Below are 24,419 nucleotides of genomic sequence, written 5' to 3'. Positions count from 1 at the left end.
TGCTTGTGCGTTAAGGCAACAATAACTCAAAAAAGCAATGTTGAGTGCTTTTTAGCCATTCACAAAATATATAGCCACAATAACAACTATAAATTAACTAAATCTAGAAAAGGAGCCTAATGTTGAATCAAGCGAAACGGAGCACACACTCCTAGCCACTCTCACAACATTAAAATAATTTACACTCGTTCGAAGGATTTTATTATGACAACATATCAACGCGAAACAGACACACTCTCTACTCTTTGCCAATCACAAGGCAGCGCGTGGGGTGCTATTAACCCTGAATACGCAAGCCGTATGCGTTTACAAAACCGTTTTCGTACAGGAATTGAAATTGCGCAATACACAGCAGACGTAATGCGTGAAGATATGGCTGNAAGCCAGTACACACAATCTTTAGGGTGTTGGCATGGTTTTACTGCGCAACAAATGATGATGGCTATTAAGCGCCATCAAAAAACAACTAAACGCAGCTATGTATACTTAAGTGGCTGGATGGTTGCAGCACTTCGCTCTGCATTTGGTCCGCTACCGGATCAAAGCATGCACGAAAAAACATCGGTACCTGCGCTAATTGAAGAAATTTACACCTTTTTAAAGCAAGCTGATGCACGTGAACTAGACCACTTGTTTAACGACTTAGATGCAGCAAAAGCGAATGGCGGTGACGTTCAAGCTGTTATTGATAAAATAGACAACTTTGAAACCCATGTTGTGCCAATTATTGCTGATATTGACGCAGGTTTTGGTAATGAAGAAGCAACTTACTTACTAGCTAAAAAAATGATTGAAGCCGGTGCGTGTGCCATTCAAATAGAAAACCAAGTATCTGATGCTAAACAATGTGGCCACCAAGCGGGTAAAGTGACCGTTCCACACGAAGACTTTTTAGCAAAAATTAACGCTGTACGTTACGCCTTTTTAGAACTCGGTATCGATAACGGTATTATTGTGGCACGTACAGATTCATTAGGTGCCAGCCTTACTCAAAAAGTACCTGTGTCGCAAAAACCAGGTGACTTAGCAAGCCAATACAATGCATTTTTAGAAACCACACCAATTAATGGTGTTGATGACTTAAATGAAGGCGACACGGCGATGAAAATTAATGGCCAGTTATGTAAACCAACTCGCCTAGATAACGGTTTATTCCAATTCCGTGAAGGCACTGAAAAAGACCGTGTAGTACTAGATTGTATTACGAGCTTGCAGTCGGGCGCAGATTTACTGTGGATTGAAACAGAAAAACCACATGTTAAGCAAATTGCTGAACTGGTAAATCGTGTGAAAGAACACGTGCCAAATGCAAAATTGGTATACAACAACTCGCCTTCATTTAACTGGACGCTTAAGTTTCGTGAGCAAGTGTATCAAGAGTGGGAAGAAGCAGGTCTTGACCTTAGTGCTTACCCAAGTATTGGTGATAATAAAGGCCTTATGGCGCCAGAAATGGATGCAACAGAGCTTGCGCAAGCAGCCGATTTACTAGTGCAAAACTTCCAGCGCGATGGCGCACGTGAAGCCGGTATTTTCCATCACTTAATTACTCTGCCTACGTACCATACAGCAGCGCTGAGCACTGATATTTTATCAGAAGGTTACTTTGGCGACATGGGTATGCTGGCTTATGTACGTGATGTACAACGCCAAGAAATTCGTCGTGAGCAAGCTTCTGTTAAGCACCAAGACCTAGCAGGGTCTAACATGGGCGATACGCACAAAGAATACTTCTCTGGTGATAACGCGCTAAAAGCCGGTGGTGAAGATAACACCATGAACCAGTTTTAATTCCTAACTAGATAGTGTTACTCAAGGGCCAATAGGCCCTTTTTTATTGCTTTAATTTTTAGATCAGACTTTAACTAACTAAATCATATTGGATCACTATTTAACTACCTTAGTGAATCTACAGATCAGAGTTTAACTAACGTTTCATAAAACAACCTTTTTTAGGTGATTTTGCTGTAATTAGCGTTTACGGCAACTAAAAAAAGCGGATAAGTGACTGATTTTTACTTTAATAGGCAAACGAAGATAATTTATAAACCGATTTTTTACTAACTTCTCGTTGCTATAAAACAAAATTTTACTAACTGAGAGGTTATAAACAGTGACTCAAACCGATTTTTTACCAACTCAAGTTACAAAAAATGCTATAAACCGAAATTTTACTAACTGAAGTTTTAGCTAAGTCCGATATTTAACTGTCATAGAAGTGTAAAGGGGGTTTACAGTTTGAATACTACGGCGGTAAATACAAAAGCCACTTAACTAAAGTGGCTTTTATTTGAGCTATAAATTTATTACCCAGAGTTTATTTAGTGTGTTTATCAAACCACCATTGAATATAGGCAACTTTGGTCATTAAGTTTGATGGGCGGGTTGTAATACCATGCGATGCATTGGGAATACGCACCATTGCAGTATCAACACCTTGTAGCTTTAATGCCTGATAAAACTGCTCAGTTTCTGAAATTGGTGTACGGTAGTCAGATTCCCCAGTGAGCAACATAGTAGGGGTTTTAACGTTACCAACATAGCTAATAGGCGAGCGTTTCATGTAGTGCTCAATATGATCCCATGGTTTACCTGGAAACCAGTAATCAGCAAAAAATGGATAAAAATCTGCTGTTAGTACAAAGCTGATCCAATTAATAACGGGTTTAGCAACAACGGCTGCGGCAAAGCGATCTGTGTGACCTACAATCCAAGCTGTTAGTACACCACCACCAGAGCCTCCTGTTACAAATAATTTAGACTCGTCAATAAAACCTTTTGCAATAAGGGCATCTACACCTGTCATTAAATCGTCAAAGTCGTTACTTGGGTAATTATGATGAATGGTTTGAGCAAATTCTTTTCCGTATGAATCGCTGCCACGTGGATTCATGTATAAAACGATATTTCCCTTTGCTGCAAACAACTGAATTTCGGCGCTAAAATGCGGCCCATAATTAGCGACAGGGCCGCCGTGTATTTCTAGTATTAGCGGATACTTTTTGCTGCTGTCAAAACCTGGCGGATAGGCAATCCATCCTTGAACAGGGAGTTCATCGTAGCTTGATTTAATCCAAACTTCTTCCACTTTAGCCAAAGCTTTGTCGCCCAATGCATCTGCATTAAGGGTAGTTAAACGCTGCGCTTTACCGCGTTTAATTGTTGCTATATCAGCAGGGCGCTGAGTATCGGCAAGGGTAAAGGCTACTTCGCCATCTTCGCTTACATCAAAGTCGCCACCAGAATAAGGGCGACCAAATGCAACGCTGCCAATTTGGGTTGTTATTATTTTACGCTTGCCACTGCGTGGTTGATACGCAAGGGCAGTTTGGCCTTTATCTGCATAGCTAAAGTATATGCCTTTGGAGTTTGCACTCCATTTTATTTGCCCTACGCTGCGGTCAAAATTCGGCGTTAAGCTAACTGTCTCTCCAGATTTTAAATCACGAATATAAAGCTGAGCGTTTTCGTAGTTAGTGCGTTTATCATCGTAACCTGTGTACGCTAAGTAACGACCATCGGGAGAGATTTTAGGCTGCTCGTCAGGACCATTTCTATCGGTAATTTCTGTTATATTTTGCGAAGCTAAATCGAGTTTATAAATTTCACTGTTTGTGGGTTTTAGTTGGTTGTTTGTGTGCCTGTTTGCAGAAAAATAAAGCGACTTACCATCGTTGCTAAAACTTACATCGCCCGCGTTATCAAACTCATCATGAGTGAGTTGTTTGGCATTACCACCGTTAGCATCTATGGAAAATAATTGGCTAAAGCCCTTTTGTGTGTAACCGCCACCATCTGAACGGTAGTAAACATCATCAATAAATTTAGCAGGCTCTGCCCACGTTGCACCTTTTGGTTTACCTGGTAAGCTCACTGGTACTGAATTAGCGCTTGGAACAAACATGCTAAATATTAATTGGTTGGAATCAGGGCTCCATGTAATCACACGAGCACTACTTGTTAAGTTACTTATTTTTGCCATAGCACCTGTTTTAAGCCATTTAATATATATTTGGCTGCTGCCATCGCGGGTTGATATAAACGCAAGGCGTTGGCCATCAGGAGAGAGTACTGGCGAGTAATCCATGTGCACGCCAGAGGTTAATGGCTGCATTTGTTTGGTTTTGTAATCAACAGACCAAATATTCCCCACTTTACGATCTGTTTTTATATCCATGCGATTACGCACAAAATAAACCGTTTTACCGTCTTCGGTTATATCTATTTGATTGGCATATTCTAAATTAAATACATCTTGCAGTTGTAGTGTATTTTTTTCAGCGTAGGCTAAATTGCTACAGCCTAAAACGAGGCTAAGTGTTAAAAACTTTTTCATTTTTATCCCTGTTGTTACTTTTTTAATTTTCTAAGTAGTTATATGTTAGGGATTATTAAATTAACAGTAGGATGCGATGAAGCTCTTATTTAACTCTATGAGTTAAAGCTGTAAAGGGGCTTTACAGCTTATAATTTAAGGTTGTGTGGAAAGCCTAATTGGCTGAGTTACACAGGGCTTTTATATCTTTTATAAGTGATATGCCATCGGCGTTGTCGCCATGTACACATAAGCTATGGGCGTTGAGCGTTAGTTTTTTTCCTGTTCGTGTTGTTACACTACCATCGGATAAAAGCTGAGTTACTTGCTCTAGTAATGCGGCTTTGTTGTGAACGCTGCCTTCAAGTGTTCGCGACACTAAATGCCCATCGTCGGTGTACTGCCTATCTGCAAAGGCCTCTAGTATTAACTCAACTCCTGAGCTTTTAGCTATTTGAATGTGCTTATTGGCATTTTTAGTCGCTAAAACCATTAGTTTTAAATCTATTGGGTAGCTGGCAATTGCATTTATAACGGTTTGTAATATTTGCTCATCAGCCATCATGTCGTTATAAAGTGCGCCATGCGGTTTAACATAGCTAAGTGTTAAACCTTGCACTTTAGCCATGCCCTCAATAGCGGCTATTTGATAATGCAGGCAATTTGTAAGCTCTTTTTCGCTAAGTACCATTGAGCGCCTACCAAAGCCTTGCTTATCTGGGTAGCTTGGGTGAGCACCAATTTGTACGTTATGTTGCTTGGCAAGTACAAGAGTGTTTGTCATTACGTCGGCATCACCTGCATGGAACCCACACGCAATATTAGCCATATCAATATGTGGCATAACGTCATCGTCTAGCCCCATTTTCCACGCGCCAAAGCTTTCGCCTAAATCACAATTGAGTTTCATATTAGTGCGCCTTTTGCGGTTTTATTGTGACAGGTAATACGCCGTTAGCCGGTGCTTCTCCTAGTAACACTTTTGCAAGTGCGGTAAAAGCGGGACCAGACACAATATCGTTTTTATCTACATCAATATTATATGCGTAAGATGCAAGTACAGCATTTGCATAATTGCCAAATTTAGCAATGTCGTAAGGCGCTCTTAGGCTTATAAAAACAGTGCTTTTGTTTTCTTCTTTTGCCATATTTAATAATGACTCAAGTGCTTTTGGTTGCTCTGCATTATTAAGTGCAAAATTAGGATCGTCTTTTAAATCATCCATACCGCCAATTTCTACCGCACTTTGATTAGGTGTTGCATTGCCGGCTATAACTACATCAGCAGCATGTATTTGTGCTTTTGCGAGTGCAGGGTCGAACCCTTGTAAGCTACTACAGCTATAGGTGTATTTTTGCTGGCTGATAGCTTCAATCGCTTGCTGCATTGCCATACATTTACGCGTATCGGGCATAATAATATGAACATTACTTCCTGCTTTTAAATTAAGCGGCAAAGTACTGTTATTATTTTTAACCTGCGTTATTGCCTCTACAGCAAGCTGCGCTTCTATTTCACGATGTGCTGCACTGCCAATAACCTGCTTAGCTTCAGTAAGCGCGGTAATAGGGTCAAAATTAGTGCTTAATCTAAATTTATTTTTAAGAGAGGTAATACGCATCGCAGATTGTGCTATTTCTTGCTCATCAAGTTGTTTTGATTTAACCGCTGCAACAAGCTCTTTAATAAGGTCATCGAGCTTATTTAAGTCATCGGGTGTTCTAATTTCAACGGGCATTAGGGCAATGTCAGCCCCAGCTGAAAATGTATTTATTACCGCTTGAGTTGGTGTAAAAAAGTTACTAATGCCAGCCATATCAAGCGCATCAGTTACTACAACACCTTGGTAATTAAGCTCACCGCGTAAAATATCAGTAATGATTGCGCGCGACATTGTTGCCGGTTTTATCATGGTTTTGCCATTAACACTTACAAACGTTGTGCTATCGAGCGCTGGGTATTGAATATGCGCCGTCATTATCATGCCGGGGTTTTGCTTGGCGATAATGTGTTTAAACGGTGCTAGGTCTTGCTCGTAAATAACTTCTTTTGCATGGTTTACTTTAGGCAAACCTGTATGGCTATCTACGTTTGTATCGCCGTGGCCCGGGAAGTGCTTTAACGAGGTAATAACACCGTTGTTCTCAAATCCTGCTACCTGTGCAGCACCTAATTTACTCACTAATGCTGGGTTTTCACCAAATGAGCGTACGTTGATAACGGGGTTGTCGGGATTCATATTTACATCAACCGTGGGCGCGTAGTTTACATTGATACCCAGTGAATTTAGCTCTTTAGCGATAACAGTTGCTGTTTTTGTCGCAAAGCTCGTACCGTGCTTTTTGTAGGTTGCGCCAATCGACATATTACCGGTAAATGATGTAGCAACATCGCGTGGTAAACGCGCTACACGTCCGCCTTCTTGATCTATTGATATAAATAGCGGCAGCTTACTACTGGACCTACTTGCAGCTGTTTGCAATTGGCTATTAAGCGTAATAGTTTGTTCTATCGATTGGGTATTTTCAGAAAATAAAATAACTCCACCAATATCGTATTTAGCAATAGCGGTACTAAGCTCATTAGGTAACTCGGTCATTGGTATTCGGCATTTACTGCTCGCACCATGCTGACAAAAATAACGAAAGTCGAGTATTAGCTTTTGGCCAAGCTGTTGTTCAAGAGAAAACACGGGTTTAGCAAACGAGGATTGTAATGGCATTAAGCACCCAGATATAAAAACAATAGACGATACAATACACTTATTTAGCAAAACACACTCCAAAGCTAAAAAGTAGATAAGTGTACGCAGCTTAACTACTTTTTAAAGCAACTGCAAAGCAGTACTCTAAGTGTTTTTACAAGCTTAATAGATGCTTAAGGTGTGTATTTATTATCTTATTTATACATATATGATCTTAAGTCAATCAAACCTGAACTATTATAAATTACGGGTACATTATTTTAGTAATTTTTATAGGCGCACAGTACGAGTTTTTGGAATGACTTGTTTTATAGTAATTAATTTCTATTGCTCACATTAAGTATAGAGCACAGGTATAGGAGGCATCTACCGAGCTAGCTAGATCATAGATCTCGCTTCGCGATTTAATCACGCCCTAATTCTTTTATAGTTAAACTCTAAAGGTTCGTAAACATACAGCCTAAACGCCTCATCATTAATATATACAGTTTTTATAAATAGAGTTTCAATCGAGTTTATGAAGTTTGTTACATAAATCGTGTTGAATCAAACATAAAGAAATATGTAAACGAATGTAAAGCCCAATTAACTTGCTAAACACATAATGATAGTAACTAATTTAGTGCGGTTAGTGATTTAAAATATATTCAACATTAAGTAAAAATTCTTATAAATCAATAAACAAAAAAGTAGAAAAAAGATATATTTACTTTTTTAAAATATTTTTACAGTCTATTTACTCACTACCATTTTCTCTGCGGTAGCTACATTAGTCACAAACTATCGAGAAACCAAATACACACTACATTTACATTTTAATGACAGATGTTATCTTTCTAGGCGACTTTATTTATTTTAATTTAAATTCACTTTAATTTTTAAATCAATCATCAAAAATAATAATTACATGCGCTAAAAAAAGCGCAAGGAGTATTCAGTGAAGACCCAAGTAGCATTAGCTGTTTCAGCAGCTTTATTAACTGTATCTTTAAGCTCTGTAGCCGGTGGAAGTAGTGTTCAACAAAAAATAGCACTTACAAAATCTGCAGTAGAGAAAACGAAGCTACCATCAACTTCACCTACCCGTATTACTAAAGCAGCAAAGAAAATTGTTGTTGAGCCTAATTTAGCACCTGGCGAATATACTTATATTGTACGCCTTGCAGATCTTCCGTTAGCTACTTACGATGGTAGTGTGGTTGGTTTTGCTGCAACAAATCCTAAAATAGCGAAGAAAGAGCTTTTTTCATCACTTGCTAATAGTAAAATGAGCTCACAAGAAGTACGTAATCAGCTACGTTTAGATACTAAATCAACTGATGCTATTCAGTATGCTAACTACCTTGAAGATAAACAACAAAATTTCCTTTCAACTGCTCGCCTTTCATTGGGTAAACAAGCAAACGTTGTATATAAATATAAAAATGCATTCAACGGTGTTGCTATGCGCTTAACTCAAGAGCAAGCTGTAAAGTTAGCTGCTTTAGATGGCGTTGATTATATTGAACGCGAACGTATGGAAACAATGGATACAGATACGGGTCCTATTCATATTGGTGCAACTCAAGTATGGCAAGGCGAAGGTAATTCAGCCACTAATATGGGTGAAGGCGTTATCATTGGTGTAATCGATAGTGGTGTAAACACAGACCATGATTCGTTTGCAGACATTGGTGGCGATGGATACGATCACACTAACCCTTGGGGTGCAGGTAATTACGTAGGTGATTGTGCAGCTGATTTTGTTGAGCTATGTAACGATAAACTAATTGGCGTTCGCTCGTATGCAAGTGTTACTGATAACTATGACGATGTAGAAGTTTTTGGCACTACACCGCCAGCTAAAAATGGTGAAGATTATGGCGGCCATGGTTCCCACACTGCAAGTACTGCAGGTGGTAATATTTTAAAAAATGTTCCTTTAGTGACTGGAGATTCTGGAAAGCTTGAAAGTGATGGTATCGTAAACGAAGCGTTTTCGTTTGAGCAAATTTCAGGTGTAGCACCCCATGCAAATATTGTTGCTTATCAAATTTGTAGCCCCGGTAATACAGGTGATAAGTACACAGGTTGTCCTAGTGCAGCTATTGTTGCAGCTTTGGATGATGCAGTTGCTGATGGAGTAGATGTTTTAAACTATTCAATTAGTGGTGGTGGTAACCCTTGGGCGAGTTCTACTGAGCTTGGTTTTTTAGCCGCACAAGAAGCCGGTATATTCTCTGCCGTATCTGCTGGTAACGATGGCCCAGAAGCATACACAACGTCAAAAAATGCGCCTTGGTATACTGTTGTAGGTGCTTCTACGCATGGTAGAACATTAGATAGCTTTGTTACATTTAACGACGAAGCTTTTGCATTTTCAAATGGCACAGGCCCTGTATTTTCTGAAGTTGTAACTGCTTTACCTATTACGGCAATGTCAGTTGATGCAAGCAATTTTGAAGGCTGTAATGCATTTGCTGCTGATTCGTTTAAAGATGCGGTTGCTGTAATTAGTCGTGGTGCATGTTCATTCTCAAATAAAGTAACAAATGCTGCTGATGCGGGTGCAACTGCTGTTATTGTTTATAACAACACGGATGGCGATGTACGCCTTACTATGTCAGGATTAGAAGCGACAACTATTCCATCTGTTGCTATCTCTGAGAATTCTGGTAAAGATTTACTAGCTGAATTAGCTTCAACTTCAGATACTACAATTTCTATTGACCCTGCAATTACTTTAGTTGTTGGTCAAGCTGACGACATGGCTGACTTCTCATCTCGCGGTCCTAACAGCACTACTGCAGATATTATGACACCTTCTGTAACTGCACCAGGTGTATCAATTTACGCAGCTTATAATGACCAAGATTTTGGTAATGACGTAACAGCAACCTCTCCAGCTGATTTCGCCTTTTTGCAAGGTACATCAATGTCAGCACCTCATACATCTGGTGCCGGTGCGGTATTAAAGTCTGCACATCCTACATGGACACCAGATAATATTCGTTCAGCACTAATGATGACGGCAACGACTGATGTACGTAAAGAAGATGGCATAACACCAGCAGATGTATTTGATATGGGCTCAGGTAGTATTCGCGTTAATTTAGCGACTAATACAGGTCTGATCATGGACGAAACGTTTGGTAACTACATGAAGGCAAACCCTGCAACGGGTGGTGTCCCTTTATCGCTAAATATTCCATCAATGACAAATACACAATGTATTGATACATGTACTTGGACTCGTACATTTACTGCAACAAAAGATGCAAACTGGACTGCGGCTTCAATATCAACATCTGACAGCATGTCGCTAACTGTTTCACCTACAAGTTTTGATATTAAAGCGGGCGAAACACAAACGATCACAGTTACAGCGGATGTGAGTACATCTGAAGCAGATAAGTGGAACTTTGGTAGTCTTTTACTAACGTCAGCTGGCTTACCTGATGCGCATTTACCTATTTCAGTTCAAGTCTCTGAAAGTAACCTACCTGAATCGTTGTCAGTAATTGCATCTCGTTCAAGTGGTACTTATACCTTCACAGATTTAACGTCGAAGAGCTTAACTGATATTAGTGTTGGTGTGTTTGATAAAAGCTCTAACTTGGTTGAACCACAAACAGTAGAAGTTGAAGATGAAGATTTTAACTTTATAGTAGTAACGTTTGATGAGGTTGTACCAAATGTTGTGTTTAGTACTTCATCAGTAACTGCTCCGGATGTAGATTTACGCGTTTTAGATGGTGAGTTTAATACTATTGGTCGCAGTGCGGGTCCAAACTCAAATGAGTCAGTTACTTTCCTTAACTTACCTGCTGATACTTATTACATTGTGGCAGACAGTTTTACTGCCTCAGCACCAGGTGCAACAGATGAAGTTGTGATTAGTGCAGTATCAATCTTAACAAATGACGAATCTAAAAGTGAGATTGTAAGTGCAACCGTTGACGAAAGTAATGGTTCATTTGACCTAACAGTTGCATGGTCAGAAAATGTGAATAGTAGCTCATTACTATCATTAAAATCAGGTACTGACTCTACAGAGGTACAAATTCCTTTAACAGTATCATTCACAGACGATGAAGTAACTGAAACTGTGTCACCTGAAATTGCAGCTTCGAGCCAAGAATTGGTGCCTGGTGATGCATATGCAGTTAGCTTTGATATTGAGCCAAACTTTACCAATGCAGATAAGGTCTATACATTAAAAGCAATGGTTACAGAAGGGCAAGAAATAGCTAACGCTGATAACGATGGTGTTATTACTGACAACATAGCTGAGTGGACTATTACTCGCGTAGCGGGAGATTCAACGAAAACAATGTCAGTAGGCTTTGATTTAATTCCTAGACAATCAGGAACTGATAAAGAGCTAGTATTAACAAATACGATTGACGGTAGTACAGTTGAATCGACTTATAGCTTTGGTGTTATTCAAGTTGCTCCTATAGCTTCTGTACCAGATGTATCAAGTGCACGAGAAGGTACGACTGTAACTATGGATGCTTCTAGCTCTAGCGATGCTAATAATGATGAATTAACTTACTCTTGGAAACAGTTATCAGGAAGCATTGTTAGCTTAACGGCTACTGGTTCATCAATCAGCTTTGAAGCACCAAAAGTGTCTACTGATGAAGTAATTTCTTTCCAATTAGAAGTTAGTGATGGAAACGGAAACTCAGACATTACAGTAGCAACCGCAAATATCACAAAAAACAAAGGTGATAGTGGTTCATTTGGTTGGTTAATGGCATTGTTTACACCATTATTGTTTGTACGACGCAGAAAGAATAATTCGTAGGATTAAAAGCTTACTATTAATAAAAAGCTATTAAGCTGAAGTGACCCCCAATAGTTGGACATACCCACTATTGGGGGTCTTTTTATTTCCTAGCCTTACCGGGCATTCAGATTAAAGCACACTCAGTTTTCCAGAGCATAACTCTGGTTCACCCGCTTAATGGGCTTAATAGTTTTACTTATAAAAGATGATGCTGAAGCGGTGTAGTCTCTGCATTATACTAGGTACCTACTTCAATTTATCCTCAATAATTGACTTTTCAATTAAGAAATCGTGCACTATGAAGTACTCAACTCAGCCGCATTGTTATTAGTAACAAATACACTAAAGCATGCAATAAGTAAGAGAAAGCAACACGTTTATTAAATTAAACAAACCAACTTAATTAAAAACACTTAAACGGGTATAATACTTAACTTCGTATAATACGCGCTGAATTTTAGTGCTTTGGGATGCTGCTTTGCTATATAAATTACTACCCGCTTTAAACTTAAGATTGCTTATATTGCTACTCGCATTATCTGCAGCATTGAGCACATTGGTAGGGAGTTTTTATTCTACCTATCAGGTTCAAAAAGAGCAGTTAACATCATATACACTAAAAAGTAATTTAGCCTATGCTCAAAAACTAGCCTCCACAACCGATAACTTTTTAAAATCTGCGCTTCAGCAGCTTGAATACTCGGCTAAAATTATTGAGCAATCACCAAATAACTCCAAATTATTAAACGATGAAGCCATTCGCTTAAATCAGCAAACTGATAGTTTTAACTCTGTTGTGATAAATGTACACGGCGTTATTGCAGCTACATCACCTCGTTTAGAAAGTATAATAGGTCAACAAATACAGTCTCCAGGTGCAATAGAAGCCCTAAAAGAAAAACGTCCATTAATTAGTGAGCCTTATTTGTCAGCAGCTAATAATTTAATTGTTTTTATATCGCACCCTTTGTTTGATTTTGAAGGTAAGTATTTAGGTTATATTGGTGGCTCTCTTTATTTAAAAGAGAAAAACATTTTAAATGAGCTTTTAGAACAACATTACTACAAAGGTGGCTCATATCTTTATGTTGTTAGCTCAAATAAGCGCATTTTATATCACCCAGAACCTGCCAGAATCGGCAACGTTATTGCTAACAACTCTGTGATTGACGCTGTTGTAAGTGGCGAAATGGGCACTTCAACAGTTATTAATAGCTTAAGCAAGCCAATGCTCGCAGGCTATGCACCTGTTACTTTATCTAATTGGGGAATAGTGGCACAGAGACCTTTAAAATCAACACTCTCCTCCCTTGATACATTAACCATTGAAGTGGTTAAGCAAACAATACCGATGGCATTAGTCACGTTTATTTTTATTGGCTTATTTGCACATTTCATAGCGAGGCCACTAAAACGCTTAGCCGATAACGCAAATACACTCGACGATCCTTCAAGCTTAGAAAAACTTAAAAATGTGAAGTCGTGGTATTTTGAAAGTCAGAAACTGAAGTTAGCTATGTTAAGAGAAGTTGCATTATTACAAGCCCAAATAGGTGTGCTGCGCCATGACTCACAAACAGACCCTTTAACAGATACGCATAACAGAAGAAGCTTAAACGGCCTACTTAACCAACTAACACTAAAGCAAACCCCATTCGCTATATTAGAAATTGATATCGATTTTTTTAAACGCGTTAACGATACTTTTGGACATGACAAAGGTGACGAAACTTTAGTTTCGCTAACAAATATAATTAAAAAACTATCAAGAAGAGACGATATAGTATCGAGAATCGGCGGTGAAGAGTTTGTCCTTGTACTACCTAATGAAAATAGCCAAAGCGCCTTTAAAATTGCTGAGCGCTTACGTAAAACAGTGGAATCGACGGAGATGGACACTATAGGTAACATCACTATTTCTATAGGCATTGCGACCTGGCCCGTGCATAGTACTGATATTGCCCAAGTATATAAATGTGCCGATAAAGCGCTTTACCATGCTAAAGAGCATGGTCGTAACCAATGTGTAGTGGCTGATATTAGCTAAGCGCAGCTTAACTTTGCATTGAACTCAAATTGATAAATACTTTACAGAGAGTGCATCAGTTTATTAAGCCAGCCATCTGCTGCTGATGGTTTGTAAATCACTACTATGCCTTCGCTATAGTGACTGTTAACCCCCTTTACAGTTATTTTTGTAAGTGCTAAATCATCAATCACAAAGTCTGGTAAATACGCAAGTGCTAAACCACTTTGTACTACCTCAATGAGAGCACTGTAGTCGCTACACCTGAAGACAATATTACGTTCAGCCATTTCATCTTGCCAACCATCAGAACCAATACCTTGCTCTAAACCGCACAGGGGTGAAAACAGCGGACAAGCAAAAGCTGATTGCGCAAACTCGCTTTTACTAAGAGCTAATAACTTTTTTTGTACTAAATTATGAGTGCGTGCCGCTGCTACACTAAACCCTGTATTAAATACGTCAACTGCCACTAAGTTAGTATGCTGGCTGTTATTTAATGCCTCGCGAGTAACCAGCGCAATATGCGCAGCTCCCGACGCCACTTGGCTTATGGCTTCGCCCTCAAACACATTATTTATTCGTACCGAGCAGGGCAGGTGGCTAAGTGGTGTAAGCAGCCTCTTTAAACCACTTTTAAGTAAAATAGCAGGGCCTGCAATTACTGCATTAAATTTATGATTATCGCTTTTAAAGCGGCTAGTGAGCTGTTGGTAGTTATGAACTAAATCGCTACTGTGCTTAACAAACTCTTTGCCTTTATCATTAAGTACTAAGGTTTTACCCACACGATTGAATAGTTTAGTGGCTAAGCTTGCCTCAACTTTTTTTAGGGTTTTAGAAAGCGCACCAGCGGTAACATTAAAATGCTTAGCGGTTGTGTGCAGGTTTTGCGAACCCGCCACGTGAATTACTTTTTCAATGTCATCTAAATACATAGCGCCAAACCGTATTGATTAAAAGGAAACAACTAACAACTTATTATCGATTATTTATACATAAAAATCAGCTTATAGTAGCGCTATATTAATTTGGAGCATAAACATGAAACACATACTGTTATTTTTTATTTTGTTTTCAACAACAGTTTTAGCAAACACTCCCCTACACAATTCACAAAATACGCATAAGAGCCACAGCTATGTAGGGCTTCACGGCATGGCGCTTATATTAGCAAACGATAAAGTGCTTGCCAGTCACATGCCTTTATATGCCACTCCCCACGACTACCAAATAGTGTATGAAGTAACTACAAGTGATACCCACTTAAAAATAATCAAAGATGCTTTAAGAAAAGCAGCAAACGAGCAAAGCCAGATCACTATTTTACCAAGTAAGTTTAACCTAAACTTATTAATAAAGAAGAAGACACCCATTTTAAATACCACTGTGTTTAATGGTCATTTTGAACGTGGAGGTACGGCCCTGTTTTCGACAAAGCTGACTTTTAAAAACCCGTTATATGTAAAAAAACTCGCTATTACACAACCCGTAAAAGCAGAGTTTGATTTAATAAAGGTATCAGCAGGGCAGGGGGTGGTAATTCATAAAATACAAAGTAAACCAAGCTATGACTCACTCAGTTTAGTATCACTAATTAACGGGAAATATAATGGCAAGTTAAGGTGTGATGCGCCAGTAACGACTGCGCTTAAAAATAAGCTAGAGGCCTGTTTTAAAAGTGTACCAAGCTATTTAGAAACTCGCGATTTTGCAGTTAACCTATAAATAACCCTATATACAATGACAGCTAATGTTAAATATTGCCGTACACAACACACCATTTTGGCGCGAGCAAGCGACACCGAGCAGTGCTCGCATAAGCGTTGGGTCAATGGCAAAAAACGTAATGCATCAAACCCAGTGAGTCAAGCTGCATTATTTGGCTTTATTGACATACCCGCAAGCGAGCTAAAGCGCATCCGTAATGAAGATTTAATCACACATTGTCGAGCGTAATTAGTTAGGCTTTTTGGCGTACAAACCACTACACCAACAACTGATATTATAAAAGATTGGGCACAAGGCCCACTCACAGCAACGCCGCTTGATACACTCGCAGCAAATACACATACGCCAGCACCTTCCATAACAGCGCAAAATGGCCCATGGCATCAAAGTTTAGTAGGTATTGGCAGTGAATGGTTGATGCAATTTCCGGGCTATGGTGCCGTTGATGCCGAAAATATAGGCATTGAGCAGTATTTAAAAATGTTAAAGCGTGATGTGTAGTAGCTGAGAATTGAGCTTAATGTTTTGATGAGTTGCTCATAACTACAATTGATAGGCCGTTATCAGCTGTGAGTTCAACCACTCGACAACATAAAACGTTGATAATAATTGGCAAGGTATTTTACTGTGTCGGATGGCGCTTCGCTTATCCGACCTACACTGGTACATACACTGCTGGCAAATTTAATTGAATCCTATTAATCAATTTTGACAACTAAACTTATTTCCGTAATTACGAGCCTTTAACACCCACGTTTAACAACAAAGCTTTTTAAACATTAGAGCGCGTTGATTCTGTAACCCCTTTTAATAACTAGTTAAACGCCCTTAATTATTATCTTTTTAGGACATGACCAGTATGTTATATTATAACAATTGATGTATTTAGCTCTATTTTTAATAAGGGTTAGCTTATGAAAACGTTTAAAAAAGGGCTGAGCGTTGCCCTGCTATTAGGGCTGGGCTTTAGTGCTCATGCGCAAAAGCATGTGCATGGAGAAGGTGAGTTACTTATTGCTCAAGAGGGTAGCTTGCTGCAAATGCAGTTTATTATTCCTGCTGCTGATGCGCTAGGTTTTGAGCACCAAGCTGCAAGCTCATCTGATAAAAATGCCATTAACGTGCTTGCTCAGCAATTAAAAAATAGTAGCCACGCTATTGATATTAAAGGGCAGTGTATTTTACAAAGCACCGAAAACTCACTTGCTCACAGCCACAGTGAGCACGATGAGCACGATGAGCACGATCATCATAATGTTGAAGCCACCTACAATTTTAACTGCAAAACACCCGTTATAGGCTTTTCGGTCACGCTGTTTAACTTAATGCCTTCGCTGAATGCGCTTAACGTGCAATGGATTAGTAATACGGGCCAAGGCTCAACAGAGGTAACGCGCAGTAATCCTCTAATAAGCTGGCAAAGCTAATATTTAGCCGCCAACTCACACCTATTAAACATAAATTGCTGACTAAATAAGAGCCGTAAGCATGAAAAGTCAACTAATAAAAAATGCCCAAATAGTTAACGAAGGTAAAACGCAACGTGCTGATGTACGCATTACCAACCAATTTATTGAGTGTATTGCCCCTAATATCACCCCGAGCGAAAACGATGACGTAATTTACGCGCAAGGTGCGTACTTACTGCCGGGCATGATAGATGACCAAGTGCATTTTAGAGAGCCGGGGCTTACCCATAAAGGATCTATATTAACTGAATCACGCGCTGCAGTTGCCGGCGGAATAACAAGTTATATGGAAATGCCTAACGTTAATCCTTCAACCACAAACAAAGCTGCGCTTGAAGAAAAATACGCCATAGCCGAGCAGCATTCTTATGCCAATTACTCTTTTTATCTTGGTGCAACCGAGCATAATTTAGATGATATAAAAGCGCTCGACCCCAAAAAAGTATGTGGCGTAAAAGTCTTTATGGGCGCATCAACTGGTAATTTATTAGTAGAGAACCCACAAGCACTTGAGGGGATATTTCGTGAATGCCCTGTGCTTATAGTTACCCATTGCGAAGATGGTAAAGTAATTAGTAAAAACAATCAGCGCTATGAGCAACAAGGCATTGTGCCTAACATTACCGATCATCCAAAAATTCGTGATGCCCAGGCTTGTTATGCCTCATCGTCGTATGCGGTGTCGCTTGCTAAAAAATACAATGCGCAATTGCATGTATTGCACATAACCACCGAAAAAGAGCTGAGCTTATTTACAAAAGGCGATATAGCCAATAAAAGCATTACCGCAGAAGCCTGTGTACACCATTTATATTTTAGCGAGCAAGATTACGAAGCCTTAGGCAACTTAATAAAATGTAACCCTGCCATAAAAGCTAAAACCGATCGCGATGCGCTTATAAACGCGGTTAAAAATAACCAAATAGATATTATTGCCACCGATCACGCCCCGCATACATGGCAAGAAAAACAAACCGATTATGTTAACGCGCCAGCAGGCTTGCCCTTAGTAGAGCACGCACTTTTAAGCTTACTTGAACATGTAAAACACAACCGTTTAAGCATTGAACAAGTAGTAGAAAAAACCGCGCATAACCCAGCGCTGCGTTTTTGTATAAATAAACGAGGCTTTATAAAAGAGGGCTACTACGCCGACCTAGTGCTGGTAAGTACACAGCAAACCACAAAAGTTAGCCACGACTCTTGCCGCTACTTATGTGGCTGGACACCTTTTGATAGTGTTGAGTTTTGCTCAAAAATAGTGAGCACCTGGGTTAATGGCGAGCGTCTTTACGATGGCAAAACGGTCACTAAGCCAAGTAAACCTGCTATGCCTCTTGTTTTTAATCGTTAACCGGAATATTTAAATTTATGAATGCCAAAAGCCATTTACCCGATATTACTTCGCAGCCTAATTCTCTTAATGCGCGTCCATTACAATGGGTCGGTATGGAAGGGGTTTCGCTGCCGTTACATATTTTAAATAACAAAGGTGAGCAACTACATACTCACGCCAAAGCAGGCATATTTGTTAGCCTTGATAAAGCAAATGCAAAAGGCATACATATGTCGCGTTTGTATTTATTGCTTAATGAACAACTGGCTAATAAGCCACTAAATGGCCAAGTTTTAACAACACTACTTGAAAACATACTTAGCTCTCAGCAAGGCTTAAGCTTAAGTGCAAAAATAGATTTAGCCTTTGAACTTATAATAAATAAGCCGGCGCTTTTATCAAATCAATTTGGGTTTCAGGCGTATCCGGTGGCTATTAGCAAAACTATTACTGATGGAGTCATTAATACAGCACTTAGCCTAACAATTCCTTATTCGAGCACTTGCCCGTGCTCGGCTGCGCTTTCAAGGCAAGCGTTAAGTGATGCCGTAGCAGAGCAATTTACAGAGCAGCAGCTTGATAAAAACGCCCTATTAGAGTGGCTCACATCGCAGCAAGGCAGTGTAGCTACACCGCATAGCCAACGCTCGTATGCGTATATAAATATGAGTATAAAAGGTAAACAACTCCCCGATTTACCCTCTCTCATTACACAAATGGAAGACGCTATAGGGACGCCAGTACAAACCGCGGTAAAACGAGAAGACGAGCAAGCCTTTGCCAAATTAAACGCCGAAAACCTACTTTTTTGTGAAGATGCAGCGCGCAGGCTAAAGCACGCCCTTGAACAAAAAACGAATATTTACGACTACAACTTTAAAGTTGAACACCAAGAAAGCCTACACGCACACAACGCCGTGGTGTACGACCAAAAATTCCCACAATAGGACGTTAATTAACAGCGAACATTTAACAAATAAGGCACTGTATACTTGACGAAGAGTCTTCATGAGTCGCAAGTAATAGCAGCAACAAAAATAATCCAAAGGACATAAAAAATGAATGCGTTTAGTTTATTAACTATTACCTGTGTAGCAACGCTAAGTATTGGCTGTACATCAACTATTCCTACAAAAGTAGTGGAGAGTTCACCAAATAGTGAGGTTGTTACTTCCTTGCAAAGTGTATCGCAGCCATTAAAGGTGGCAACATGGAACGTAGAGCACCTTGCTTATCCAATCGATACAGGCTGTAGAACACGAACACCAAGCGAAATAGCAGCAATGAAAGCGTATGCAAAAAACTTAGGCGCCGATATTATTGCGCTACAAGAAGTGGGATCTAAAGCGGCCTTACAGCAAATATTTTCTGAAGACGACTGGCAACTTATTATGTCTACCCGAGCAGACAGTAAAGCCTATACGTGCAGAAAAACAGGAGCTTTATCAACTCAGCAAAAAGTAGCCTTTGCAGTAAAAAAAGCAATACCTGTACTCAATACTGCTGCCATAGATAAATTAGCTTTAAAAAGAGCAGGGCTACGCTACGGCTTACAAATAACGGTTAATACTCCAAACGGCCCAACCGATATACTTAACGTACACATGAAAAGCGGCTGCTTTGTAGATGACTATCTTAAAAGCGACTCACCTGCGTGTAAAACCTACGCCCAGCAAGTACCTATTCTTGATAACTGGATAGCAAAACGAGAAGCTACAAATACGCCATACATTGTTCTGGGTGATTTTAACCATCGAATTTCTGCACCTTATAACCAATTAACACGCACTTTATTAAGTAATGAGCGCTCAACGAGCATTACTACCAACAATCTAATTGGTTGCCAAGCACGTTACCCTGCACCTATCGATCATATAATTGTGGGTAAAATGGATGCTAAAAACATCGCAAAATCAGCCCAAGGCCATAAATATAAAAATATGGATGATGAAGCCATGCTAAGTGACCATTGTGCGGTATCAGTTTCAATTACAGATAACGAAAATGCGCTATCAGCCTCGGTTTTATGGCAAACAACCAGTAAAGAGTATCAGGCATTAACAACTTATATGTATCAGCAAGCTCAAACTGCGGTTACGCAATTACCACGCTCTGCAACTAACTGGGTTGCAGTGATGGATGTTGATGAAACCGTGCTTGATAACTCTGCCTATCAAAAACAAACCGAACTGAGCGGTGAAGGTTATACCCCAAATACGTGGCAAGCCTGGGTAAAAAGCGAAAACGCAACGCTAGTACCTGGTGCTAAATCGTTTATAGAAGCGCTTTACAAGCAAGGCGGCAAAGTAGCACTGGTTACTAACCGCGATAAAGCAAACGATGTACACACATGGAATAACCTTAAAGCAGTTGGCTTACCTATAACAGTTGAAAACACCTGTTTAATGGGCCGCTCAGAGGCCGATAAAACCGCTGTAGATGGCAAACACTTTATTAACGATAAAGATCTTCGCCGCCAACAAATAACGCAAGGCAGCGCCGATTGTTTTGCACCAAAAGGTATGCAAAATAACTGGAAACAACCGCAGGTTATAAAGTTTCAGGTGGGGGATAACATAGAAGACTTTAGCGGCATCACGCAAGAATCGGCCAATATAGAAGCGCTGCAACCAAAACTTGGTAAGTCTTTATTTTTACTACCAAACCCTATGTATGGATCGTGGTAAACACGACTAAAAAAGGAATATAACATGACAAATAAATCGCCTGTACCAACCAGTTCTAGCTGCACTAATACAAGTTGCTGCCCGCCACCGCAAAGCCCAATAACCCGTGGCACGCCTAAACTAGGTCGAAACGATCCGTGTGTATGCGGCAACGGGCGTAAATATAAAAAGTGTTGTGGTAAAAACGAATAAAGTGCACTTATCATTTTTAATTTAGAACTAAAAAATAGGGCTACGCAATGTTAGCCCTATAAATTTCTAAGCTCAGCGTATTTAACTCGCTGTCACTTCTATTTTTTGCTCTAGCGTGAAAGGTTTTGTATTTAAAAAGCCGCTTATTTGAACCAGAATTTCTGATTTACCGGATTTATTAGCAACGTATTTTAAGCTGTGTATTCCGCGTGTACGCTCTAATAATATTGAAGGCTCGCCGGTAAGTTTAATACCTTGTGGCGCTACAAATTTAACACTTACCGCGCTGTAACGTTTTGGCACCAAGTAGCTAAAATTAGCTGTGCTTGTATCACCAACATTTACTTGCACTTGTTTAGCGTGCTTTACAGAAAAACGCTCAAATATAGGAGTCTGAAAGTTTTGACGAGCAAACGGATGAAACTGATTTAAGCCAACCCCAGAGTGAAACTCGCACGCATTAACGCCAACAGATGCACTTGCTAATATTAATGAGCAGAGCAGATATTTTTTATTCATATTATTCCTCGTACGGTAAAACTCGGTCTAACTTGAGCTCGTAAGCCGATCTACCTAATTCGTTTTCTACGGTATTTATTGTTATTTTTCCTTCAAACCAAAATGCGTCGTATAGGCTTTCAAGCTCAACGCCTTGTTCAAATTTAACGTAAATTATTTGGTTTGGCGGTGGTGGCGGCATATGCAAACACGCCCCAAAATAAGGCACTACAAAAAACTCACTAATGCGCTTACCTTCTTCTGATTCAAGCGGCACTATAAAGCCAGGCACACGAATATGCTTATTGTTATAGCTTTCAATCACTCGTGCGGAGCTTAATGCTTGCTGATAGCGTTTGCCTTGCTCGTTTTCGAACGGCTTGGCGTCTAGGCTATCTAGTGTGTCTTGCTCTGAGCCATCTTCAATTTCGGTTAAATACTCCGGTGGATTAAGTAATGCGTCTAAATCATCTTTAGGCATTAACTGAATCCACTCTATTTCTTCGTAGCTTTTACTTTGAGCCGCTGACTCACAAGTAAATACTAAACTGGTCAAGGCAATAACACACCAAGCAACCATGTTAGTTACATTTTTTGACATATTTTCATCTCAATTAGCTTATTGCTTAACTAAAAACGTTATAACATATCAACACTTATCAAACCATAGGAGTCTTATCTTTGCCTAATACAATTTATTCGGCCTCTACTCCCTTAGCTATACATATTAACCAACTTAGCTATAAGTACCACAAAGCCGACAAAACCTCGTTTTATATTCCTAACTGGCAAGTAAAACAGGGGGAGCAGGTATTTTTACACGGCGAATCTGGCTCAGGTAAAACTACATTACTTAATTTATTAGCAGGCGTGCTCACATCGCAAAGTGGCGATATAAACTTGCTTGAGCAAGCATTTTCAACGCTTTCATCAAAAAAGCGCGATAAATTTAGAGCACAGAACATTGGTGTGGTGTTTCAGCAATTTAATTTAATACCGTACTTAAGTGTGTTAAAAAACATTCAACTAGCTAGCTACTTTGCAAAAACAGGCAATACGAAAATAGAGCAAGAGGCGAACGCTCTGCTTTTAGCGCTCAAATTACCTACGACTATTTTGCAAAAAGCAGCAAATACATTAAGTGTTGGCCAGCAGCAGCGTGTGGCTATTGCCCGCGCTTTAATAAATAAACCTAAACTGTTATTAGTTGACGAACCCACCTCGGCATTAGACGCCGCATCGCGCGATGCATTTATAGCCTTACTAATTGATTTATGTAAGCAGCACAGCATAACGCTTGTATTTGTAAGTCACGACATGCACTTACAACAATTTTTTAAGTTAAGTGTTGATGTAACTTCGCTTTTAAAAGAGGAGTGTAACAAATGCTAGTATCGTTAGCGTGGAGCAGCTTAGCCAGTAGGCGCAAATCGGTCATACTTACGTTTTTATCATTACTTATAAGTATAAGCGTGCTGTTAAGTGTTGAGCATATTCGCCAGCAAGCCAAAGAGAGCTTTAACAGAACCATTTCAGATGTAGATATGATAGTAGGCGCACCTAGTGGGCAGTTAAATCTGCTGCTTTACTCGGTATTTAGAATGGGTAGCCCCACCAGTAATATTAATTATAAAAGCTATGAAACCTTAAAGAGCAGCTCGTTAGTAAAATGGGCAATCCCTATTTCGCTTGGCGACTCGCACCGTAGCTTTAGAGTAATGGGCACTAATAATAGCTACTTTGAACACTTTAAATACGGCACCAAACAACCACTTACTTTTAATAGCGGCCAGCCATTTAATACATTATTTGAAGCGGTGATAGGGGCCGATGTAGCCAAAAAGCTTAGTTATAAAATTGGCGACAGCGTAGTGATTGCTCATGGTATTGGTAACACGAGCTTTACCCATCACGAAAACACTCCCTTTATTATAAAAGGCATACTTAGCCCCACAGGTACGCCTGTTGATAAAACCATACATGTCAGCTTAAACGCCATTGAGGCCATACATTTATCACCGGCAAAACAAGCTAAATTACTTAACAATGTAGACTCGGTAAACACCACACCCGAGAGCATTACCGCAGTAATGCTGGGTTTAAAGTCTAAGTTTTCTACCTTTAAATTACAGCGCGATATAAACAACTATAAAGCCGACAGGTTAATGGCTGTGTTACCCGGTGTTGCCATGACCGAGCTTTGGCAAATGATGGCAACCGTTGAAAACCTATTACGCGTTATTGGTATTTTGGTATTGGTATCGTCGTTATTTGGCTTATCAACCATGTTGCTTGCCTCCATGGCACAGCGTAAAAACGAAATTGCCGTGCTACGTGTATTGGGCGCAGGGCCAAGCGCTATTTTTAGCTTAGTACTAGTAGAGGCCTTAATTTTAGTAATACTGGCAAGCGCTGCCGCAACGACTTTGCTAAGTTTAACTATATGGCTTTTAGGAGATTGGCTAGGCGCCACGTACGGCTTATTTTTAAATGCAAACATGCTTAATGTAGAAACCCTAAAAGTAATAACCGTTATTACTGTTGCCGCTATTATTACCTCAGCCATACCCGCATATGAGGCTTATAAAAATGCCCTGCATAGCTCGCTTGGCGCTAAAAGTTAACGCTTTTTAAAATTTAATCGTGTAATAAACAAAAAGGCCGCAGTAATAAATACAGCGGCCTT

The 24,419-nt window shown here is 39.7% G+C and carries 18 protein-coding genes; 12 read left to right on the top strand and 6 right to left on the bottom strand.

What is annotated here, in order from left to right; genetic code table 11:
* Positions 1–204 precede the first annotated feature (204 nt).
* Positions 205–1,791 (top strand): isocitrate lyase, encoded by a 1,587-nt coding sequence (locus L656_RS0119000; RefSeq protein WP_024600373.1) that lies wholly within the window; start codon positions 205–207, stop codon positions 1,789–1,791.
* A 526-nt stretch (positions 1,792–2,317) separates the two neighbouring features.
* On the opposite strand, the gene L656_RS0118995 is transcribed toward L656_RS0119000, so the two are convergent.
* The 3 genes from L656_RS0118995 to L656_RS0118985 all read right to left on the bottom strand — a co-directional run bounded on the left by L656_RS0118995 (position 2,318) and on the right by L656_RS0118985 (position 7,038).
* Positions 2,318–4,336, bottom strand: coding sequence for a S9 family peptidase (locus L656_RS0118995; protein WP_024600372.1), 2,019 nt, complete (start codon positions 4,334–4,336; stop codon positions 2,318–2,320).
* 154 nt (positions 4,337–4,490) lie between these two features.
* Positions 4,491–5,225 carry a 5-oxoprolinase subunit PxpA gene (locus L656_RS0118990; RefSeq protein WP_024600371.1) on the bottom strand — a complete coding sequence of 245 codons (735 nt, stop codon included), beginning with the start codon at positions 5,223–5,225 and terminating at the stop codon, positions 4,491–4,493.
* Between the two features lies 1 nt (position 5,226).
* Positions 5,227–7,038: a glycoside hydrolase family 3 protein gene (locus L656_RS0118985; protein WP_024600370.1), complete on the bottom strand. Its 1,812-nt coding sequence runs from the start codon at positions 7,036–7,038 to the stop codon at positions 5,227–5,229.
* A 919-nt stretch (positions 7,039–7,957) separates the two neighbouring features.
* Here L656_RS0118985 and L656_RS0118980 point away from each other — a divergent pair.
* Together L656_RS0118980 and L656_RS0118975 are read left to right on the top strand one after the other, a co-directional pair.
* On the top strand, positions 7,958–11,812 hold the full coding sequence (locus L656_RS0118980) for a S8 family serine peptidase (RefSeq protein WP_024600369.1): 3,855 nt from the start codon (positions 7,958–7,960) through the stop codon (positions 11,810–11,812).
* Positions 11,813–12,272: 460 nt separating this feature from the next.
* Positions 12,273–13,841, top strand: a complete 1,569-nt coding sequence (locus L656_RS0118975; protein WP_446727585.1) for a sensor domain-containing diguanylate cyclase — start codon at positions 12,273–12,275, stop codon at positions 13,839–13,841.
* Positions 13,842–13,882: 41 nt separating this feature from the next.
* On the opposite strand, the gene L656_RS0118970 is transcribed toward L656_RS0118975, so the two are convergent.
* On the bottom strand, positions 13,883–14,758 hold the full coding sequence (locus L656_RS0118970) for a LysR family transcriptional regulator (protein WP_024600367.1): 876 nt from the start codon (positions 14,756–14,758) through the stop codon (positions 13,883–13,885).
* 106 nt (positions 14,759–14,864) lie between these two features.
* Between L656_RS0118970 and L656_RS0118965 the strand changes: the two genes are divergently transcribed.
* The 7 genes from L656_RS0118965 (at position 14,865) to L656_RS0118925 (ending at position 21,235) form a co-directional block, all read left to right on the top strand.
* Entirely contained in the window at positions 14,865–15,548 is a 684-nt protein-coding gene (locus tag L656_RS0118965; RefSeq protein WP_024600366.1) for a hypothetical protein, read from the top strand.
* 15 nt (positions 15,549–15,563) lie between these two features.
* Positions 15,564–15,779, top strand: coding sequence for a hypothetical protein (locus L656_RS1000000123160; RefSeq protein WP_139016072.1), 216 nt, complete (start codon positions 15,564–15,566; stop codon positions 15,777–15,779).
* 686 nt (positions 15,780–16,465) lie between these two features.
* The gene (locus L656_RS0118945) at positions 16,466–16,978 is read left to right on the top strand and encodes a ZrgA family zinc uptake protein (protein ID WP_024600364.1); all 513 of its coding nucleotides are present in this window, start codon (positions 16,466–16,468) and stop codon (positions 16,976–16,978) included.
* Between the two features lie 61 nt (positions 16,979–17,039).
* Positions 17,040–18,374 (top strand): dihydroorotase, encoded by a 1,335-nt coding sequence (locus L656_RS0118940; protein ID WP_024600363.1) that lies wholly within the window; start codon positions 17,040–17,042, stop codon positions 18,372–18,374.
* Between the two features lie 17 nt (positions 18,375–18,391).
* Positions 18,392–19,303, top strand: coding sequence for a GTP cyclohydrolase FolE2 (gene folE2, locus L656_RS0118935; RefSeq protein WP_024600362.1), 912 nt, complete (start codon positions 18,392–18,394; stop codon positions 19,301–19,303).
* A 111-nt stretch (positions 19,304–19,414) separates the two neighbouring features.
* Positions 19,415–21,043, top strand: a complete 1,629-nt coding sequence (locus L656_RS0118930) for an HAD family acid phosphatase (RefSeq protein WP_029750952.1) — start codon at positions 19,415–19,417, stop codon at positions 21,041–21,043.
* Between the two features lie 24 nt (positions 21,044–21,067).
* A complete protein-coding gene (locus L656_RS0118925) occupies positions 21,068–21,235 on the top strand; it encodes an SEC-C metal-binding domain-containing protein (RefSeq protein ID WP_024600361.1) in 168 nt (55 codons plus the stop codon).
* Positions 21,236–21,316: 81 nt separating this feature from the next.
* Here L656_RS0118925 and L656_RS0118920 read toward each other — a convergent pair whose 3' ends face one another.
* Together L656_RS0118920 and L656_RS0118915 are read right to left on the bottom strand one after the other, a co-directional pair.
* Complete coding sequence (locus L656_RS0118920; protein WP_024600360.1) at positions 21,317–21,754, bottom strand: hypothetical protein; 438 nt, start codon at positions 21,752–21,754, stop codon at positions 21,317–21,319.
* 1 nt (position 21,755) lies between these two features.
* On the bottom strand, positions 21,756–22,334 hold the full coding sequence (locus tag L656_RS0118915; protein ID WP_024600359.1) for a DUF3299 domain-containing protein: 579 nt from the start codon (positions 22,332–22,334) through the stop codon (positions 21,756–21,758).
* Positions 22,335–22,414: 80 nt separating this feature from the next.
* Here L656_RS0118915 and L656_RS0118910 point away from each other — a divergent pair, with 80 nt between their 5' ends.
* Positions 22,415–23,125 (top strand): ABC transporter ATP-binding protein, encoded by a 711-nt coding sequence (locus L656_RS0118910; protein ID WP_024600358.1) that lies wholly within the window; start codon positions 22,415–22,417, stop codon positions 23,123–23,125.
* Positions 23,119–24,357, top strand: coding sequence for an ABC transporter permease (locus tag L656_RS0118905; protein ID WP_024600357.1), 1,239 nt, complete (start codon positions 23,119–23,121; stop codon positions 24,355–24,357). Before L656_RS0118910 ends, L656_RS0118905 begins: the two co-directional genes overlap by 7 nt.
* The last annotated feature ends 62 nt before the right edge of the window (positions 24,358–24,419 follow it).

The organism is Pseudoalteromonas sp. TAE56 (assembly GCF_000497955.1).
Taxonomy (GTDB): Bacteria; Pseudomonadota; Gammaproteobacteria; order Enterobacterales; family Alteromonadaceae; genus Pseudoalteromonas.
The sequence above is the reverse complement of the archived record's forward strand: the minus strand, read 5'-3'. Positions and strand labels throughout refer to the sequence as shown.

Coding starts and splice junctions, on each gene's coding strand:
- L656_RS0118995 (WP_024600372.1), bottom strand. CDS start 4,336: ATGAAAAAGTTTTTAACACTTAGCCTCGTTTTAGGCTGTAGCAATTTA.
- L656_RS0118990 (WP_024600371.1), bottom strand. CDS start 5,225: ATGAAACTCAATTGTGATTTAGGCGAAAGCTTTGGCGCGTGGAAAATG.
- L656_RS0118985 (WP_024600370.1), bottom strand. CDS start 7,038: ATGCCATTACAATCCTCGTTTGCTAAACCCGTGTTTTCTCTTGAACAA.
- L656_RS0118970 (WP_024600367.1), bottom strand. CDS start 14,758: ATGTATTTAGATGACATTGAAAAAGTAATTCACGTGGCGGGTTCGCAA.
- L656_RS0118965 (WP_024600366.1), top strand. CDS start 14,865: ATGAAACACATACTGTTATTTTTTATTTTGTTTTCAACAACAGTTTTA.
- L656_RS1000000123160 (WP_139016072.1), top strand. CDS start 15,564: ATGACAGCTAATGTTAAATATTGCCGTACACAACACACCATTTTGGCG.
- L656_RS0118945 (WP_024600364.1), top strand. CDS start 16,466: ATGAAAACGTTTAAAAAAGGGCTGAGCGTTGCCCTGCTATTAGGGCTG.
- L656_RS0118940 (WP_024600363.1), top strand. CDS start 17,040: ATGAAAAGTCAACTAATAAAAAATGCCCAAATAGTTAACGAAGGTAAA.
- folE2 (WP_024600362.1), top strand. CDS start 18,392: ATGAATGCCAAAAGCCATTTACCCGATATTACTTCGCAGCCTAATTCT.
- L656_RS0118930 (WP_029750952.1), top strand. CDS start 19,415: ATGAATGCGTTTAGTTTATTAACTATTACCTGTGTAGCAACGCTAAGT.
- L656_RS0118925 (WP_024600361.1), top strand. CDS start 21,068: ATGACAAATAAATCGCCTGTACCAACCAGTTCTAGCTGCACTAATACA.
- L656_RS0118920 (WP_024600360.1), bottom strand. CDS start 21,754: ATGAATAAAAAATATCTGCTCTGCTCATTAATATTAGCAAGTGCATCT.
- L656_RS0118915 (WP_024600359.1), bottom strand. CDS start 22,334: ATGTCAAAAAATGTAACTAACATGGTTGCTTGGTGTGTTATTGCCTTG.
- L656_RS0118905 (WP_024600357.1), top strand. CDS start 23,119: ATGCTAGTATCGTTAGCGTGGAGCAGCTTAGCCAGTAGGCGCAAATCG.